Here is a 15,367-nt window from a genome sequence, read left to right as displayed (position 1 = left end):
CTCCTGGAGGGCTACTCCGCCCGGCTCGCGCGCGTGGCGCTGGCGTCCGCGGAGGCGGGCAACCTCAACCGCGCCATGCGGCAGAACCTGTGGGGCATGTGGCCGCACTTCCTGTCCTACGGCGCCATCACCGGCGCGTGCGCGCTGGCCGGCTACTTCCTGGAGCCGCTGATGGTGGCGCTGCCGCACGGGATGGTGCGGGGCCTGGCGTGGGCGTACCCGGCCATGGCGTCCGTGGCGGCGGCCATCGCCGCGCAGTCCAGCCACGCGAAGCGCGCGCCCCTGTACGCGGGCCTGGCCGCGGCGGCCGTCACCACGGCGGTGGTGCTGGTGCAGCTGCAGGAGCAGCGGCCGTGAGCACGACGCCCACGTCCACGCCCGTGCCTTCCGAGCCCGCCGCCGCGCCGGCCTTCACGCCGCCCGCGCGGCTGTCGCGGGGCACGCTGTTGCGCGTGTTCCTGCGCTCGCTCTTCCTCCAGGCGTCGTGGAACCCCAAGGGCATGCAGAACCTGGGGCTCGCGTACGCCGTGTACCCGGCGCTGGCGAAGCTGTACCCGCCGGGCCCGCTGCGCGAGGCGGCGGTGCGCCGGCACCTGGTCTTCTTCAACACGCACCCGTACGTGGCGGCGGCCATCGTGGGCGGCGTGGTGAACCACGAGCAGAAGATTGCCCGGGGGGAGGAGACGCCGGACCGCGTGGTGGGCTTCAAGGCGGCGCTGATGGGGCCGCTCGCGGCGCTGGGGGACGGGTTCTTCTGGCTGTCGCTCAAGCCCGCGGTGGGCGGCCTGTGCGCGGCCATGGTGCCGCTCCTGGGCGTCTGGGCGGTGGCGCTCTTCCTGGTGCTGTACAACCTGGTTCACCTGCTGCTGCGCATCCGGCTGTACTGGCTGGGCCTGAATCTGGGAGACCGGTTGGTGGAGGCCGTGGCGCGGGTGAACCTGCCCGCCAAGGGCGCCCGGTTGAGGGGCGTGGCGGCGGCGAGCGCCGGCGGCCTGGCCGCGTGGCTGGCGGTGAGCTTCGGGGCGACGGCGGGCGGGACCTGGGCGCCGTTCCTGGCGGTGGGGTGCCTGGCGGTGGGCGTTTTGGCGTACGTGCTCGTCAACCGGCGCGTCCCCACCTACATGGTCCTCTACGTCGCGGCGGGATTGGCCTGCGCGGCGGGCGCCTTTCTGTGAGTACGAACAGTCGAGTGAAGCGGGAGTCGCACGATGGCGAGTGAAGCCGAGGGAACCTTCGAGATCATCAACGCGCTGGGGCTGCATGCCCGGGCCGCGGCGCAGATGGTCAAGGTGGCCAACCGCTTCAAGAGCGAGGTCTTCATCAAGGCCTCCGGGCAGCGCGCCAACGCCAAGTCCATCATGGGCGTGCTGATGCTCGCGGCGGCCCAGGGCACGAAGGTGACCCTCACCTGCAAGGGCGAGGACGCCGAGGCCTGCTTGTCCGAATTGAAAAAGCTCATCGAGGACCGGTTTGGCGAAGCGCAGTAAGCGTCGAAAGGGGAGTTAGACTCCCCATGAGGTCAGGAGAACCGTGAGCAGCCAGGCCACCCCTACACTCAGGTTGACGGGCATCGGCGCCTCTCCGGGCGTGGCGGTGGGCCATGCCTTCATCCTGGACAGGAAGCGCATCCGCACGCCCAAGCTGCGCCTGGCGGACGCGGAGGTGGAACCCGAGCGGATGCGGATGAAGACCGCCATCGACCTGTCCGACCGCCAGCTCGCGGAGCTCAAGGACCAGATTACGCGCACGGAGGGCAGCGACCACGCCCTCATCCTGGAAGCGCACCGGCTGATGCTCCACGACCCCATGCTCGTGGACGAGGTCAACCGCCTCATCGTGGAGGACCGCATCAACGCGGAGTGGGCGGTGCGGCGCACGGCCCGCAAGATCAAGCACCTCTTCGACAACATCCCGGACGAGTACTTTCGCGAGCGCCGCTCGGACGTGGACTACGTGGCCGACCGCATCATCCGCAACCTGATGGGCCAGGTGGTGGACGAGGACGTGGAGGTGCCCGCGGAGGCCATTGTCGTCGCGCATGATCTGCCGCCCGCGGACGCTGCGATGATGGCTCGCAGCGGACGCGTGGCGGGCTTCGTCACCGACCTGGGCGGACAGACCAGCCACACCGCCATCGTCGCCCGCGCGCGGGAGACGCCCGCGGTGGTGGGCGCGGGGCGCGCGAGCGAGCAGATTTCGCCGGGCGACCTCGTGGCCATGGATGGCACGCGCGGCGTGGTGCTGGTGAACCCCACGGAGGACCAGCTGGCGCTGTTCCGCGAGGAGCAGCGCCGCTACCTGGAGAGCGAGCAGCTGGCGCTGGCCACCAAGGACCAGCCTGCGGTGAGCACGGACGGCTTCCGCATCCGGCTCAATGGCAACATGGAGTTCCTGGAGGAGATCCCCTCGCTCCTGGCTCACGGCGCGGAGGGCATTGGCCTGTACCGCACGGAGTTCATGTTCCTGGACCGCAAGACGGCGCCCACGGAAGAGGAGCACTACCGCGCCTACAAGCAGGTGCTGGAGGCCATGGGCGGGCGTCCCGTCACCATCCGCACGCTGGACCTGGGCGGCGACAAGGTGCCGGGCAAGACGAAGCACGAGAAGGAACCCAACCCGGCCATGGGGTTGAGGGCCATCCGCTACTGCCTGTCCAACCGGGAGCTGTTCCGCGTCCAGCTGAGGGCCCTGCTGCGCGCGAGCGTGCACGGCAACCTGCGGCTGATGTTCCCGCTCATCTGCGGCGTGAGTGAGCTGCGCGAGGCGCGCAGCGAGCTGGAGGCGTGCCGCACGGCGCTGGGCCGCGCGGGAGTGCCGGTGGGCAAGCGCTTCCCGGTGGGCATCATGGTGGAGACGCCCAGCGCGGCGACCATCGCGGATCGGCTGGCGCAGGAGGCGGACTTCTTCTCCATCGGGACGAACGACCTCATCCAGTACTCGCTGGCCATCGACCGCCAGAACCGCGAGGTCGCGTACCTCTACCGGCCGCTGCACCTGTCGGTGCTGCGCATGCTCCAGGGCATCGTGGACGCGGCGAAGGCCGCCAACATCCCCGTGTCCATGTGCGGCGAGATGGCGGGCGACCCGCTCTTCACCCTGGTGCTCCTGGCGCTGGGCTTCGACGAGCTGTCCATGACGTCCGGGCAGATTCCGGTGGTGAAGCGGATGATGCGCCGGGTGAGCCGGAGCGAGGCGATGGAGATGCTCCAGGGCGCCATGGAGCTGACGACCGCCGAGGAGATCGAGCGCTTCGTGCGCACGGAGATGGACCGGCGTTTCGGAGGCCAGGAAGGCTCGCTGCTGTTGCCGGTGCATGAGCCTGAACCCGAGCCCGTGTAGGCCCTGCTCCCTTCGCATGAATGCGAGGGGAGGGGGTCGCCGATTCCAGGTGGAGTGCGCACGTTCGCCGGACACGAATGCAGGAGGCAGCAGCGTGTTCAAGCCAACGGACATTCAGCGGGGCATGACGGTGCGGGACCGGGACGGCGAAGCGCTCGGCGGCATCGTCGCGGTGGACCCGCGCGGCTTCACCATCGGCAAGGGGCGCATCTTCGAGCGGGAATACCCCGTGCGCTTCTCCGACGTCGCGGACCTGGACGGGGATGACGTCTACCTGCGCCGGGACCTGGCCAGCCTCCCGGGCGCCATGCTGGCCGAGGGCGCGCTGGACCTGGACGATGACTCGCGCCACGACCTGGGGACCGCGCCGCACCGGCCGGTGGCCTACACGCACGACCTGACGGGCGCGCTGGTGCCCATGGAGTAGCGGGCGTCCGCGCGCACGCACCGCCCTCTACCTCGGACGGGACTCCTCATCTTCACCGGTGGGGGGCCCGTCCTCGCTGTTCTTGCCTTCTGGCGGCTTGCTGTGTCGCCCGCCGTGCCGTCCTTCCTCGGGCGACAGCATCCGGGAGATGGGGCGCAGCACCACCAGCGACAGGAGGGCCAGGGCCACGGTGACAGCGGCCGCCACGTAGAGGCCCAGCCCGCAGGCCAGGCCCACCGAGGCCGTCAACCAGAGGTTCGCCGCCGTGGTGAGCCCTCTCACGGCTTCCCCGTGGCGCAGGATGACGCCCGCGCCCAGGAAGCCGATGCCCACGACGACCTGGCTGGCGATGCGGCTGATGTCCGTCTGCGTGCCGCTGGGGTTCGCCCCCATCCGGAGCAGCTCCTCCGTGTACACGCTGGAGAGCGTGAAGCAGCACGCCCCCAGCGACACCAGCGTGTGCGTGCGCAGCCCCGCGGCCTGGTTGCGCGCCTCGCGCTCCACGCCCAGCGCGCCTCCCAGCAGCGTGGCCAGCACCAACCGCCCGATGACGACGTGAGGTTCCACCCGGACGACGCTACTCGCCCAGCTCGATCTTCTCCTCCGTGTCCGCGTCGTTCAGTTGGGGATTGGGCAGCGTGTCCAGCGTGGCCACCAGCAGCTTGTAGGACGGCACCACGTAGGGCTCCACGTCCTGGCCCAGCTCCGTCACGTACTGCTCCTTGCGCTCCACGTACTTCTTGTCCTCGGAGTCCCAGCTGCCGCCGGCCTCCGCGGCCCAGACCTCCTCGCCGTCGCGGCAGCGGATGAGCTGCGCCCGCACCGCCACCTCCGCGCCGTCACCCACGCGCTTCACCGCCGGGTCCAGCCAGAGCACGCCCTCGATGCCCTCCACGCACTGCTCCTTGAAGGTGGGGTCCGTGGGGCGCTCCGGGAGGGACGTGTTGGCCTTCACCAGGTAGTCCCGGTTCTGGTTGAGCCACTGCCGGGCGATGAGGCTCCACAGGTCGCCGATGTACTGCTGGCCCTGAGGGAAGGGCTGCGTCACCACCGCCAGCCGCTTCACCTGCAGCCGGTCCACCGTCGCGTAGTCGGGACGCAGCCGCTGGCTCTTCACCGTCGCGCAACCCGTGAGCACCATCAGACCCAGCACCGCGCCCACCCGCTTGAACGTCCCCATGGCTTGAAGCTCCCGAAGAAAGAACGGCCCCGCGCTTCCCTTGGGGGAAGGCGGGGCCGAAAGGTCCGGCGCGGATATTAAGCGCTTCCTCCGCGCTGTCAGGCGGCGCGTGTGGAGGACGTGTCACCGCCCGAGGCGGAGCCGCCCTCCGACGAACGTCCCGCGTCCTTCTGCCGCTTGTCGTGCATGAGCTGCATCACCGCCGCCAGCACCGTGAAGGACACCAGCAGCGTGGTGATGAGGCCGATGCAGGCGACGATGCCCATGGAGCGCAGGCCGTTGTGGCCGGCCACCAGCAGCGCCGCGAAGCCCGCCACCGCCGTCAGCGTGGAGGACACCACCGCCGCGCCCACGCTGCGCAGCGCCACCAGCGGGGACGTGCCCTCCAGGAAGCGGTGCAGCAGGTACAGGCCGTGGCTCACGCCGAAGCCCAGCAGGATGGGCAGGATGATGATGTTCATGAAGTTCAGGCGCAGGTCGAACAGCGCCATGAAGCCCATCATCATCGCCAGGCCCACCGTCAGCGGAATCACGGACGCCAGCGCCAGCTTCACGTTGCGGAAGTCCGCGAAGTGCATCACGAGAATCCACAGCGCGGTGAGGATGACCGTGAGCTTCGCGTCCTTGAGCACCATGCGCGCCAGCGACGCGTACAGCTGCGTGGCGCCCGCGGCGCGGAACTCCTTCTCCACCGGCGCGCCCGTGGGGCCGCCTTCCGTGAACTTGCCCGGCGTCACCATGCCCTTGATGGAGCGGGTCTGGTCCGCGAACTGGAGCATCTGCTTGCCGTCCCACAGGTCCACGCTCGGGTAGATGAACGTGAGGTAGCCGTGGTTCTCCGGGCTCGTGGTGGGCAGGTGGCGGAACTGCGAGGCGTAGATTTCCGGCACGTTGTGCACGTCGAAGGGGCGCGCCTCCAGCATCTTGAAGAACAGGGCCGCCTTCTCCTGCGTCTCCGGCGGCAGCGCCTTCACGTCGATCTCCTTCAGCTCCTCCTGCCACTCCTCCAGGATCTTCGCGTTCGCCTGGGAGATGCCCTCCGGCGGCACGAAGGTGAAGAGGCTCATCACCTGGGAGATGGCGGGGCGCTTCTTGGGGTCCGCCGTCAGCTCCTTGTAGAGGGCCTCCGTCTCCGCCAGGTCCTTGGTGTAGATGGCGAGCGGGTCGCTGGCGATCTTGAAGCGCGCGTTGATTTCATCCTGCAGCACCACGGACGGCTGGTTCGCCGGCATCAGCGCGCGGGTGTTGTAGTTGAAGCGGACGCCGTACGGCAGCCGCGCGAAGAAGCCCGCGTCCGCCGGGGGCTCGCCGCTCTTCCACGGGATGGCCGCGCCGCACACCACCGCCACAATCACGCAGCCCACCGCCAGCACCAGGCCGGGGCGCGGGATGCGCAGCTCCTTGCCGGACGCGTTGTTCGTGGGCGGCGGCTTCATCACGCCAATGAGCTTCTGCGGCAGCTCCGGGTTGCGGCGCCCGGCAAGCGCCAGCATCGCCGGACACCAGGAGAACAGCGTGAAGCCCAGCATCAGCGTGCCCGTGCCGGCCAGGAAGCCGAACTGGGAGAAGCCTTTGAACTCGCTCACCATCAGCACGTAGAAGGAACCCGCCACCACCACCGCGGACACCAGCGCCGGGCGGCCCGCGTTGATGACCGCGTCGCGGATGGCCACGTCGTAGGGCTTGCCCGCGCCCAGCTCCAGGCGCGTGCGGAAGATGAAGTGGATGCCGTAGTCGATGCCGAACCCCATCAGGATGCCGCCCAGGATGGAGGTGATCATGTTGAGCTCACCCAGCGTCGCGTAGGTGAAGCCCAGCGTGTACAGCGTGCCCGCCACCGTGCCGCTCACCACGATGAGCGTGGGCGCCCACTTGCGGAAGAACGCGATGGTGATGGCGAAGATGGCGACGAGCGCGATGATGGTGACCGGCTGGAGCGACTCCTCGATGGCGTACGAGTCGTCCACCGCCGTCTTGTAGGAACCCGTGAAGCCGTAGGCGACCGTCTTCTTGTCGCCCATCTTGTAGTAGTCCTCCACCAGCTGCACGCCCGCGGCGTTGCTCTTGGAGTACTGCTCCAGGTCCACGCGCAGCTTGTCCACGTACTGCTTCGTCTGGCCAATCTGGTTGGTGTCCCACATCGGCTTGATGAGGAGCATCACCATCTTGCGGTCCGGGGAGATGTAGTAGTCGTCCGCGATGCTCTTGTTGCCAACGCTCGAGTACTTGTCGACCAGGTCCTGCAGGTCCAGCTTCACCGGCTCCGTCTTCTTGATTTCAATGTAGAAGGGGTTCGCGCGGCGGATCTGATCCTTGAGGAACGCCATGATGCGGCGCTTGCCCTCGGCCAGGTCCTCCGTCTTCACGAACAGCACCATGTTGTTCTGAACGAACTCGACGGGGATCTTGTAGGTGACGGAGCGCGCGTGCTCCTTGTCGTTGCCCACCATCACGGCCAGGTCGTCCGCGACCTTCTTGATCGTGGCCTCGTCATCACCGCGCAGCGCGACCATGAAGAAGCCGCTGCCGCCCACCATGTCGATGACGCGCTTGACGTCCTTCACCTCCTGGAGGTCCTGGGAGATGAGGTCCAGCTGGTTCGAATTGATGGTCAGCTTCGACGTGCCCCACACCGAGATGCCGAGCAGCAACAGCAGCACGATCATCACGGTGCCGGGGCGCCGGACCAGCATCTCTGCGTAGGCCAGCGCGAGGCGGGGCGGGGGATGGGAGGAAGGATTGCCGCTCATGGGCGCGGGACCCTATCGCCGAACGTTCCCGCCCGGAAGCAAAGCCAGGGATGCCTGTCCGCCCCTCCTCCGCGCGAGACAGGGCCTCTTGCGTCGAGGGAATAAACCGCGACTTCAGTGTCCTGGAGGCCCGCCCAGGGGGACGACCTGTGCCTGCGTCCCACCCGGGACGGGCTCATCGCGGGGCGGGAGGAGGAAGGGGAGCGGGTTTCGCAGGAAGCGCAGGAACACCGCGCCCAGGAAGCGCGCACCGTCGCGCAGCGGGACGTCGCGAGCGCGCAGGGCCACGCCCAGGGCCAGTGCGAAGGACACGCCGAAGTTGACGACGCCCACGACGAGCACCCCCGCGGCGGCCGCCAGGAAGCCCGGCTCCAGCACGGCGGAGGGGCCCAGCGCGCACCCGGCGAAGGCCAGCGCGCCGAAGGAGAAGGTCACGTGCCGCACGTCCAGCGGGACGCCGAAGAAGCCGCCCACGCCCGGCATCACCGCCAGCAGCACGCCCAGGGTGACGCCGCCACCCACGCCCGCCGCGTGGTGCATCAGCGCGTCCGCCACCCTGCGCGCGCCCGTCACGCCGAAGACCGTGCGCAGCACGCGGTGGTGGGCGAGCGCCTCCGGCAGGCGGCGGTAGACGATGAAGTTCTCGAACCAGCCAGCGGCCACGCTGGACACCCAGAGCATCACGCCGGTCAGGGCGGCGTAGAAGAGCGTCGCGCTCTTCCAGGGGTGCAGCGTCTCCACCACGTGCCGCGCCTGCTGCTCGGTCAGGTACGCGTGGCCCCGGAGGAACTGGAAGCCCAGCGCCAGCGCCACCGCGACGGGCAGGACGCAGCCCAGGTTGCCCAGGATGGCCGCGAGCTGTGAGCGGGTGATGCGCGGCACCAGCGCCGCCAGGCGCTCCATGCGCCCGGTGCCTTCGTCCGGGCCCGCGTCCTCGCCCACCGCGGCCGCCAGCGTGGAGGCCGTCATGGACGGCTGCTTGGTGGCCAGCGTGAAGCCCAGGAGCTGCATCAGCACGAAGCCGCCCGCGTAGTTGAGCGCGACGAAGAGGCCCGCGAAGAAGGGGGCCAGCGGTAGGCCGGCGAGGAGGAACTTCAGCGCGACGGCGACCGCGGCGACGAGGCCTCCGCCCGACGCCGAGTGCACCATGTGGTGAAACTCGGCCGTCGTGGAGGTGATGTAGTGCTCACCCGTGTTGCCGGTGCGCTCGATGATTTTTCGCGCCATCAGCCGCGAGTTGCGGCGCACCAGCGCGCGCACGGAGCGGTCCGCGTGCGCGTACTCCAGCAGGTCCGACAGGAGCGCCAGCGCCTCGCGCCAGCGGGGCTCGCCTCGGGGCGCGCCCAGCACCCGCGCGATGGCCTCCATCCGGTCCAGGCCGCGCTGGATGCGCTCCAGCCGGTACACCAGGTCCACGCTGACGCCGGAGTCCTCCAGGTGCCGGGTGACGGTGCGCACCACGCCGCGGCAGTCCTCCACCCCGCGGACCAGGTCCGCCAGCGCCTCCTGGGCCCCGTCGCGCGCCAGCACCGCGTCGCACACCAGCCGCAGCCGCAGGAAGGGTGACGCGCGGAAGGACATCCCCGGGGTGCGGTCGCGCACGTCCTCCGCCAGCCCCAGCCCCGCCACCTGCACGCCCAGCAGCAGCAGCGCGTCCATCAGGTCCCCGCGCACCCGCGCGGACGGGGTGGGCTCCGGTGGGGGCGGCTCGCCCACCAGCGCCGTCAGCCGCGCCAGCAGCATGGGGGACAGGGCGCCCAGCCACTCCGCGTCCTCCGGCACCGGGAACAGGCGCAGGAGCAGCTCCGACAGCTTGCCCGGCTCCGGCGGCGCGGGCAGCACGCCGCGCACGAAGCGGTCCGTCAGCTCGGAGAAGAAGCCATTGCCCGCGCTCAGGCCCACCTGGGCGAAGAGCTTCAGGCCCCGGCTGCCCGCGCACACCCCCGCCACCAGCCGGGTGACGGACGCGCGCAGGGCGCTCTCGCCCTCCAGCACGCGCACCAGCAGGGACAGCCGGGAGTTCGCGGAGGACAGCGCGGAGTCGTCCGCGTCCGTGAGGCCGTGGGCGGGGATGCGCTCGCGCATCCAGTGGATCCACCGCTCCACCCATTCCAGGCGCGGCTCCAGACCGTCCTCGGGGACCTCCGACAAGAGCCGGAGCAGGTCCCGGACCGCGGGGTGGCCGGGGGCCCGGGGCGCGTACTGGACGCAGAACGCGTCCATCTCGCGGTCGGACGGCGCACCCCGGAGCAATAGCCGCGGGGCGGGGGTCGAAACGGTCATTCGCCAGGCGCTCCGGGGGAAGGGGAACGCCCAAGCCTACCCGGCCCGCGCCTCCCCCGGAACCCGGGAGGATGGCGGGGGCCTCGTTGCCTGGCCGCCCAGGTGGCGACTGACTGGATTACTTCAACTTCACCGAACCCAGTTCGTTGTTCTTCGCACGCATGGCGCCGAGCAGCCCGTCCCAGCCGCCCTCCTTGAAGAGGGGGCGGACCTGATCATCGCGGATGCCGGTGAGCATGGAGTCGCCCAGCACGGACACGTCCACGACCTTCCAGCCGCTGCCCACCTTCTCCACGGCGTACTTGAGCTTCATCTCCTGCTTCTTCAGCGGGTGGTTGATGAAGATGGTGGAGCCTACGAGCGCCTTGTCGCCCGTCACCTGCGGCTCGTCGTAGGTGATGGAGTCCAGGTTCTTGAAGTTCTCGCGCACCTTGGGGAAGGCGATCTTCGCGAACAGGCTCTGGAAGAGCTGGGTGAACTCCTTGCGCTGGGCGTCCGTGGCCTTGGTCCACTCTTCGCCCAGCAGGAAGAGGCCCTGCTGGTCGCTGCCAAGGTTCTCCAGGGCCTTGAGGTCCTTCTCGTAGCGCACGGACTGCACCACGGTCTTCACCGGCTTGGTGATGGCTTCGGACGCCTTGGGCGCGGCGAGCGCGGGCACGGCGAAGGTGAGGGCAACCAGGAAGGGAAGGGTGCGAAGGCGGGCGATGGCGTTCATATGGGTCGGTGACCTCCAGAAGAAGGGCGCGGGTCCTGTAGCCCAGGAGAACGCCGCGCGAACCATGAAATTCATCCGGCGGGCAGGCACACCCGCGGCGTCGGGTCCGCCTGGCCGCAGGGCGCTTCGCGCCGAATAAACCCCCGTAGCGACAGGTTTGACTCTGCTGGGACCGCACGTTTAGTGTCCGACCCCCTGCGCTGCGTCACCGAATAAGCGCGAAGCCGAGAAGACATGCCTACCGACTTCCTGTTCACGTCTGAATCCGTCACCGAGGGCCACCCGGACAAGATCGCCGACCAGATCTCCGACGGTGTGCTCGATGCCATCATCGCCAAGGATCCGCAGGCGCGCGTCGCCGTGGAGACGCTCGTGAAGACGGGCCTCGCCATCGTCGCGGGCGAGGTGACGACGAACACCTACGTGGACATCCCGAAGATCGTCCGCTCCACCATCACGCGCATCGGCTACACCGACAGCGCCATGGGCTACGACGGCAACACCTGCGGCGTCATGGTGGCCATCGAAGGCCAGAGCCAGGACATCGCCCGGGGCGTGGACAACAAGAAGGACCAGGGCGCCGGCGACCAGGGCATGATGTTCGGCTTCGCGTGCGACGAGACGCCGGAGCTGATGCCCGCGCCCATCCACTACGCGCACCAGCTCACCCGCCGCCTGGCGGAGGTGCGCCGCAAGAACCACCCGTGGATCCGCCCGGACGGCAAGAGCCAGGTCACGGTGGAGTACAAGGACGGCAAGCCGCTGCGCATCGACGCGGTGGTGCTGTCCACGCAGCACTCGGATGACGTCTCCAACAAGAAGATCCAGGAGGCCATCCGCGAGGACGTCATCCTGAAGGTCCTGCCGAAGAAGCTCATCGACAACAAGACCAAGTTCTTCATCAACCCCACGGGCCGCTTCGTCATCGGCGGCCCCATGGGCGACTCGGGCCTCACGGGCCGCAAGATCATCGTCGACACCTACGGCGGCATGGGCCGTCACGGTGGCGGCGCGTTCAGCGGCAAGGACCCGTCCAAGGTGGACCGCTCGGCCGCGTACATGGGCCGCTACATCGCGAAGAACGTCGTGGCGGCGGGCCTGGCCCGTCGTTGCGAGGTGCAGGTGTCCTACGCCATCGGCGTGGCGGAGCCTGTCAGCGTGATGGTCGAGACCTTCGGGACGTCCACCGTGCCGGAGGAGCAGATCGCCCGTGCGGTGCGCCAGACGTTCGGCCTGCGCCCGCGCGAAATCACCGAGCACCTGGACCTGCTGCGGCCCATCTACCAGAAGACCGCCGCGTACGGTCACTTCGGCCGCTCCGAGAAGGAGTTCACCTGGGAGCGCACGGACAAGAAGGACGCGCTGCGTGAGGCCGTCGCCGCCCCCGCGCCCAAGACGCGCACGCCCCGCCTGAAGGCGGTCTGACGCACCGGAAGCACTCCGGTTGAGTCCCCGCGCTCGTCCCCTCCCGGGGGCGAGCGCGTTTTCATTTCCGGGCATGGCGTGTGCGTTGGCCGGGCGCACACGGTAGGTGAATTGTTAGGACACGGCCATGCCGACTTCGGGTGCCACGGCTGGCTGGCGCATCGTGCTGCTCACCGTGGCCCCCGCGGTGGCGCACGACTTCACCCTGGCGCTGAGGGCCCAGGGGCATGACGTGGTGGCGCTGGTGGTGCCGGCGGGCATCCGGGGCCTGCGCCCGCTGGACATGGAGGGGTGGGCGGAGCTGGGGCGGCTCTTCGAGGCCGCGCCACCGTCAGTGGACGTGCTGCTGGTGAGCGAGCGGGCGCACCTGACGCCCCGGTTGGCGGGCCTGAAGCCGGACCTCCTCCTGTGCTTCTTCTTCCCGTGGCGGCTGCCGCCGGAGGCGCTGGCGCTGCCTCGGCTGGGGGCGGTGAACGTGCACCCGTCCCTCCTGCCGCGGTACCGGGGGCCCTGTCCGCTGGGGTGGGCGCTGCGCGAGGACGCTCGCGAATTGGGGCTCACCTTCCACCGCATGGACGCGAGCTTCGACACCGGGCCCGTGCTCGCGCAGGGGATGTTCCCGGTGAAGGACGAGGACACGGAAGAGGTGATCTTCGAGATGCTGATGCTCGCGTCGCGCCGGCTGCTGCCCGGGGTGGTGGAGCGCGTGGCGCGGGGGGACGTGGGCGAGCGGCAGGTGGACGCGGACGCGACCCTGGCGCCCTTCTTCGAGCCGGCGTACCGGGACATCGACTGGTGCGACAGCGCGCGCTCCGTGCACTTGAAGGTGCGCGCGTGCCGCTTCGCCGGGTGGCGTGAGGGCAGGGGCGATGCGCGGGCCCTGCTCCAGGGCCATTGGGTCCGGGTCCAGCGCACGCGAGCGTGGCGGGGCGAGGACCCTCATGCGCAGCCGGGCACGCTGCTGGCCCGGCAGGGGGACGAGCTGTTGGTGCAGTGTGGGGACACGCCGCTCTGGGTGGTGTCGCACGCGCCGGAGGTGGCCTGAGCGGGGCCAGCCGGGCGGGCGGATGGGGGCGCGCGGGTGGCACCCGCCGACGGGCGGACACACACAAGGGTATGACGACCCGCAGCCGTTGCCCATCGTGCGGCACAGCCGCAAGCGCGGGCCGTGGATCTGGCGCTGCCACGTGGACCTGTCGAATCCGGAGCCGTCGCTGTGGGCGTACCTTTCGGGCTCACGGTGGCGGAGGCGATGTGGAAGGGCACGCCCATCATCGGAGGGAACGTGGGCGGCATCCGTCATCAGCTCGAGGACGGGCACAACGGCTTCCTGGTGGACTCGGTGGACCCGTGCGCCGCGCGCATCGTGCAGGTGCTCCGGAACCCGAAGCTGCGTCACCAGCTGGGGCACCACGCGCATGAGACGGTGCGCCGCCGCTTCCTGCTCACGCGCTACCTGGAGCAGTACCTGGACCTCTTCAACGCGTTCGAGGCCCGCTACCACCTGCGTCCCCTGCCGCACCTGACGACGTGAGTCAGCGCGAGTCCAGGGCGCAAGGGGGGTGGGGTGGGTGCGGCGATTGCACGGAGGTTGCGCCTTGAGGCCGCGTGCCTCTTCGCCACGCCCGGTGCGCGCGGTGACACGACACGGTGGCGCGTCGCACATGACGTTCGCGCCAGAAAGACAGACATGACCCTCCGAAATGCCCTCCGTCCCTGGCTCAGGGCCCATGGCGTGTGGGTGACCTTCGTGGTGCTGGTCCTCCTCGGCTACGCCGCGATGGTGCTGTACGTGCTGAACCTGGAGCGAGGAGAGCGGCGCCGGATGACGGCCCAGGACATGCGGCACATCCTGATGGCGTTGACGCGGTACGCGGAGCGCACGGGACACGCGCTGCCGCCCTCGGCGGGGCTCTCCGTGCTCGAGGAGGAACACCTCCTGGAGCGGCTCCCCGTGGATCCCTGGGGCCATGACTATGTGTACCGCGTGGAGGCGGGCGCGCCGGTCATCTTGTCCTACGGACGTGATGGCATCCCGGACGGTGAAGGCCCGGACGCGGACCTGTCCTCTGGCGTCCTGCTGGCGGAGTGAGGCGGGCCCACGGGTTGCAATGGCAGTCATCCCGGAAGGCAGAGGGGCCTTCCGGTAGGGACACGCTGACCCCGGTACGTGCCGGTCGGCGTGTCGGAAAGACAGACATGGACAAGAAGCAGCGACGTCGGCGCGGCATGACGCTGATTGAAATCATGGTCGTCATCACCATCCTGGGCCTCATCGCCGCCGCGGTGGGCGTGTCGGTGATGGGGCAGTTCGGCCAGGCGAAGCAGCAGCGCGTGGGGCTGGACTTCGGTTCGCTGGGGCAGGGCCTCCAGCTGTACGCGATGAAGAAGGGCCGGCTGCCGGACACCACCTCCGGGCTGCGCGTGCTGGTGGAGGAGAACATCCTCCCGGAGCTGCCGCGCGACCCGTGGGGCAATGACTACGTGTACACGCTGGACAGGGGCGTGCCGGCCATCGTGTCACTGGGCGCGGATGGCGCACCGGGCGGCGACGGCGATGACCGGGACCTCTCGTCGCTCGACAGGGACGCGCGGTCCCGAGGGTGACGTGAGGAGAAAAGGGTGCTGCCCGAGTGGAGAAGCCAGGGTGTCGTGGCGTTTCAGGCCAGGTGCGGATTCGAACCGCGAGCCCCATTGTGGTGGAGCCGTACCAGAGCGTGTAGGGCCTCTCCGGCCGGGCAGCACCTCCAGGGACGCAAATGCCGCGAAAATCCTGACGGGGGGATTTTCGCGGCCGCGCCTTCAGTCCGCGGGGAAGGTCTCCAGCGTGAGGGACTCCGGGGGGACCTTCATCTCGCGCGGCAGCTTGAGGACGCCGTCCAGGTAGCGCCAGCCGGTGCCGTCGTGGCGGAAGTCCGAGCGCTCCACGAAGGACTGGTCCCTTCCCTTCTCGAACACCCTGGCGAAGAAGAGGACGCGGGCGAGCCCCGTCGTGTCCGGAGGCTGGTGACCCAGGACCACCAGCCCCGGGTACTGGTGGGCCTGGGCGAAGGCGCGCAGCTCGCGCACGACGTCCGCTTCCGGACGGGCCCTCATCGGGTGGGCGGGGTGGAGCGTCTTCCACAGGTAGGCCGCTTCGCGCTGGGCGAAGGCGCTGTAGCGGCTGCGCATGAGGCGCTCCGCGTCAGGCGCCTCCGCCTCGCCTTTGTGGAAGGGGGCGCAGCACTGCTTGTAGCGCTGGCCGGAGG

The 15,367-nt window shown here is 69.6% G+C and carries 15 protein-coding genes and 2 pseudogenes; 11 read left to right on the top strand and 6 right to left on the bottom strand.

Annotated features, from left to right (window positions below; genetic code table 11):
• The 5 genes and pseudogenes from D7V80_RS35025 to D7V80_RS35005 all read left to right on the top strand — a co-directional run.
• Positions 1-357: pseudogene (locus D7V80_RS35025) on the top strand (PTS mannose transporter subunit IID); the annotation flags it as partial.
• 23 nt (positions 358-380) lie between these two features.
• Positions 381-1,175, top strand: a complete 795-nt coding sequence (locus D7V80_RS35020) for a PTS system mannose/fructose/sorbose family transporter subunit IID (protein ID WP_120592232.1) — start codon at positions 381-383, stop codon at positions 1,173-1,175.
• 33 nt (positions 1,176-1,208) lie between these two features.
• Positions 1,209-1,487 carry an HPr family phosphocarrier protein gene (locus tag D7V80_RS35015; RefSeq protein ID WP_120592229.1) on the top strand — a complete coding sequence of 93 codons (279 nt, stop codon included), beginning with the start codon at positions 1,209-1,211 and terminating at the stop codon, positions 1,485-1,487.
• Positions 1,488-1,530: 43 nt separating this feature from the next.
• The gene (ptsP, locus tag D7V80_RS35010; protein ID WP_120592228.1) at positions 1,531-3,339 is read left to right on the top strand and encodes a phosphoenolpyruvate--protein phosphotransferase; all 1,809 of its coding nucleotides are present in this window, start codon (positions 1,531-1,533) and stop codon (positions 3,337-3,339) included.
• 94 nt (positions 3,340-3,433) lie between these two features.
• The gene (locus D7V80_RS35005; protein ID WP_120592227.1) at positions 3,434-3,766 is read left to right on the top strand and encodes a hypothetical protein; all 333 of its coding nucleotides are present in this window, start codon (positions 3,434-3,436) and stop codon (positions 3,764-3,766) included.
• A 27-nt stretch (positions 3,767-3,793) separates the two neighbouring features.
• On the opposite strand, the gene D7V80_RS35000 is transcribed toward D7V80_RS35005, so the two are convergent.
• The 5 genes from D7V80_RS35000 to D7V80_RS34980 all read right to left on the bottom strand — a co-directional run bounded on the left by D7V80_RS35000 (position 3,794) and on the right by D7V80_RS34980 (position 10,694).
• Positions 3,794-4,333, bottom strand: coding sequence for an MgtC/SapB family protein (locus D7V80_RS35000; protein WP_233585942.1), 540 nt, complete (start codon positions 4,331-4,333; stop codon positions 3,794-3,796).
• A gap of 10 nt (positions 4,334-4,343) precedes the next feature.
• The gene (locus D7V80_RS34995; protein WP_120592226.1) at positions 4,344-4,946 is read right to left on the bottom strand and encodes an MXAN_6521/LA_1396 family lipoprotein; all 603 of its coding nucleotides are present in this window, start codon (positions 4,944-4,946) and stop codon (positions 4,344-4,346) included.
• A 98-nt stretch (positions 4,947-5,044) separates the two neighbouring features.
• Positions 5,045-7,696 carry an RND family transporter gene (locus D7V80_RS34990; RefSeq protein ID WP_120592225.1) on the bottom strand — a complete coding sequence of 884 codons (2,652 nt, stop codon included), beginning with the start codon at positions 7,694-7,696 and terminating at the stop codon, positions 5,045-5,047.
• Positions 7,697-7,810: 114 nt separating this feature from the next.
• The gene (locus D7V80_RS34985) at positions 7,811-9,979 is read right to left on the bottom strand and encodes a site-specific recombinase (protein ID WP_120592224.1); all 2,169 of its coding nucleotides are present in this window, start codon (positions 9,977-9,979) and stop codon (positions 7,811-7,813) included.
• Between the two features lie 118 nt (positions 9,980-10,097).
• Positions 10,098-10,694: an ABC transporter substrate-binding protein gene (locus D7V80_RS34980; RefSeq protein WP_120592223.1), complete on the bottom strand. Its 597-nt coding sequence runs from the start codon at positions 10,692-10,694 to the stop codon at positions 10,098-10,100.
• A gap of 234 nt (positions 10,695-10,928) precedes the next feature.
• Here D7V80_RS34980 and metK point away from each other — a divergent pair, with 234 nt between their 5' ends.
• From metK to D7V80_RS34955, 6 genes and pseudogenes are all read left to right on the top strand, one after another.
• Entirely contained in the window at positions 10,929-12,119 is a 1,191-nt protein-coding gene (gene metK / locus D7V80_RS34975; RefSeq protein ID WP_120592222.1) for a methionine adenosyltransferase, read from the top strand.
• A gap of 127 nt (positions 12,120-12,246) precedes the next feature.
• Positions 12,247-13,164 carry a methionyl-tRNA formyltransferase gene (locus D7V80_RS34970; RefSeq protein ID WP_120592221.1) on the top strand — a complete coding sequence of 306 codons (918 nt, stop codon included), beginning with the start codon at positions 12,247-12,249 and terminating at the stop codon, positions 13,162-13,164.
• A pseudogene (locus D7V80_RS44040) lies at positions 13,061-13,297 on the top strand (hypothetical protein); the annotation flags it as partial. The gene D7V80_RS34970 and the pseudogene D7V80_RS44040, both read left to right, overlap by 104 nt.
• A 38-nt stretch (positions 13,298-13,335) precedes the next feature.
• Positions 13,336-13,653 carry a glycosyltransferase gene (locus tag D7V80_RS34965; RefSeq protein ID WP_199738935.1) on the top strand — a complete coding sequence of 106 codons (318 nt, stop codon included), beginning with the start codon at positions 13,336-13,338 and terminating at the stop codon, positions 13,651-13,653.
• Positions 13,654-13,809: 156 nt separating this feature from the next.
• Positions 13,810-14,211 carry a type II secretion system protein GspG gene (locus D7V80_RS34960; RefSeq protein ID WP_120592219.1) on the top strand — a complete coding sequence of 134 codons (402 nt, stop codon included), beginning with the start codon at positions 13,810-13,812 and terminating at the stop codon, positions 14,209-14,211.
• A 107-nt stretch (positions 14,212-14,318) separates the two neighbouring features.
• Complete coding sequence (locus tag D7V80_RS34955) at positions 14,319-14,726, top strand: type II secretion system protein GspG (protein WP_014399895.1); 408 nt, start codon at positions 14,319-14,321, stop codon at positions 14,724-14,726.
• Between the two features lie 195 nt (positions 14,727-14,921).
• On the opposite strand, the gene D7V80_RS34950 is transcribed toward D7V80_RS34955, so the two are convergent.
• Positions 14,922-15,367 (bottom strand): YchJ family protein (locus D7V80_RS34950; protein WP_233585941.1); only part of this gene is annotated, 446 nt, incomplete at its 5' end.

Origin of the sequence: Corallococcus sp. CA054B (genome assembly GCF_003611625.1) — a bacterium.
In the GTDB taxonomy this organism is placed as follows: domain Bacteria; phylum Myxococcota; class Myxococcia; order Myxococcales; family Myxococcaceae; genus Corallococcus; species Corallococcus coralloides.
Note: the sequence above shows the minus strand (reverse complement) of the source record. Positions and strands in the feature narration are given on the sequence as shown.

Bases quoted from the DNA above. Each gene is read 5' to 3' on its own strand.
- D7V80_RS34960 (WP_120592219.1), top strand. From the start codon at position 13,810: ATGACCCTCCGAAATGCCCTCCGTCCCTGGCTCAGGGCCCATGGCGTG.
- D7V80_RS34995 (WP_120592226.1), bottom strand. From the start codon at position 4,946: ATGGGGACGTTCAAGCGGGTGGGCGCGGTGCTGGGTCTGATGGTGCTC.
- D7V80_RS34970 (WP_120592221.1), top strand. From the start codon at position 12,247: ATGCCGACTTCGGGTGCCACGGCTGGCTGGCGCATCGTGCTGCTCACC.
- metK (WP_120592222.1), top strand. From the start codon at position 10,929: ATGCCTACCGACTTCCTGTTCACGTCTGAATCCGTCACCGAGGGCCAC.
- D7V80_RS34990 (WP_120592225.1), bottom strand. From the start codon at position 7,696: ATGAGCGGCAATCCTTCCTCCCATCCCCCGCCCCGCCTCGCGCTGGCC.
- D7V80_RS34980 (WP_120592223.1), bottom strand. From the start codon at position 10,694: ATGAACGCCATCGCCCGCCTTCGCACCCTTCCCTTCCTGGTTGCCCTC.
- D7V80_RS35015 (WP_120592229.1), top strand. From the start codon at position 1,209: ATGGCGAGTGAAGCCGAGGGAACCTTCGAGATCATCAACGCGCTGGGG.
- D7V80_RS34955 (WP_014399895.1), top strand. From the start codon at position 14,319: ATGGACAAGAAGCAGCGACGTCGGCGCGGCATGACGCTGATTGAAATC.
- D7V80_RS34985 (WP_120592224.1), bottom strand. From the start codon at position 9,979: ATGACCGTTTCGACCCCCGCCCCGCGGCTATTGCTCCGGGGTGCGCCG.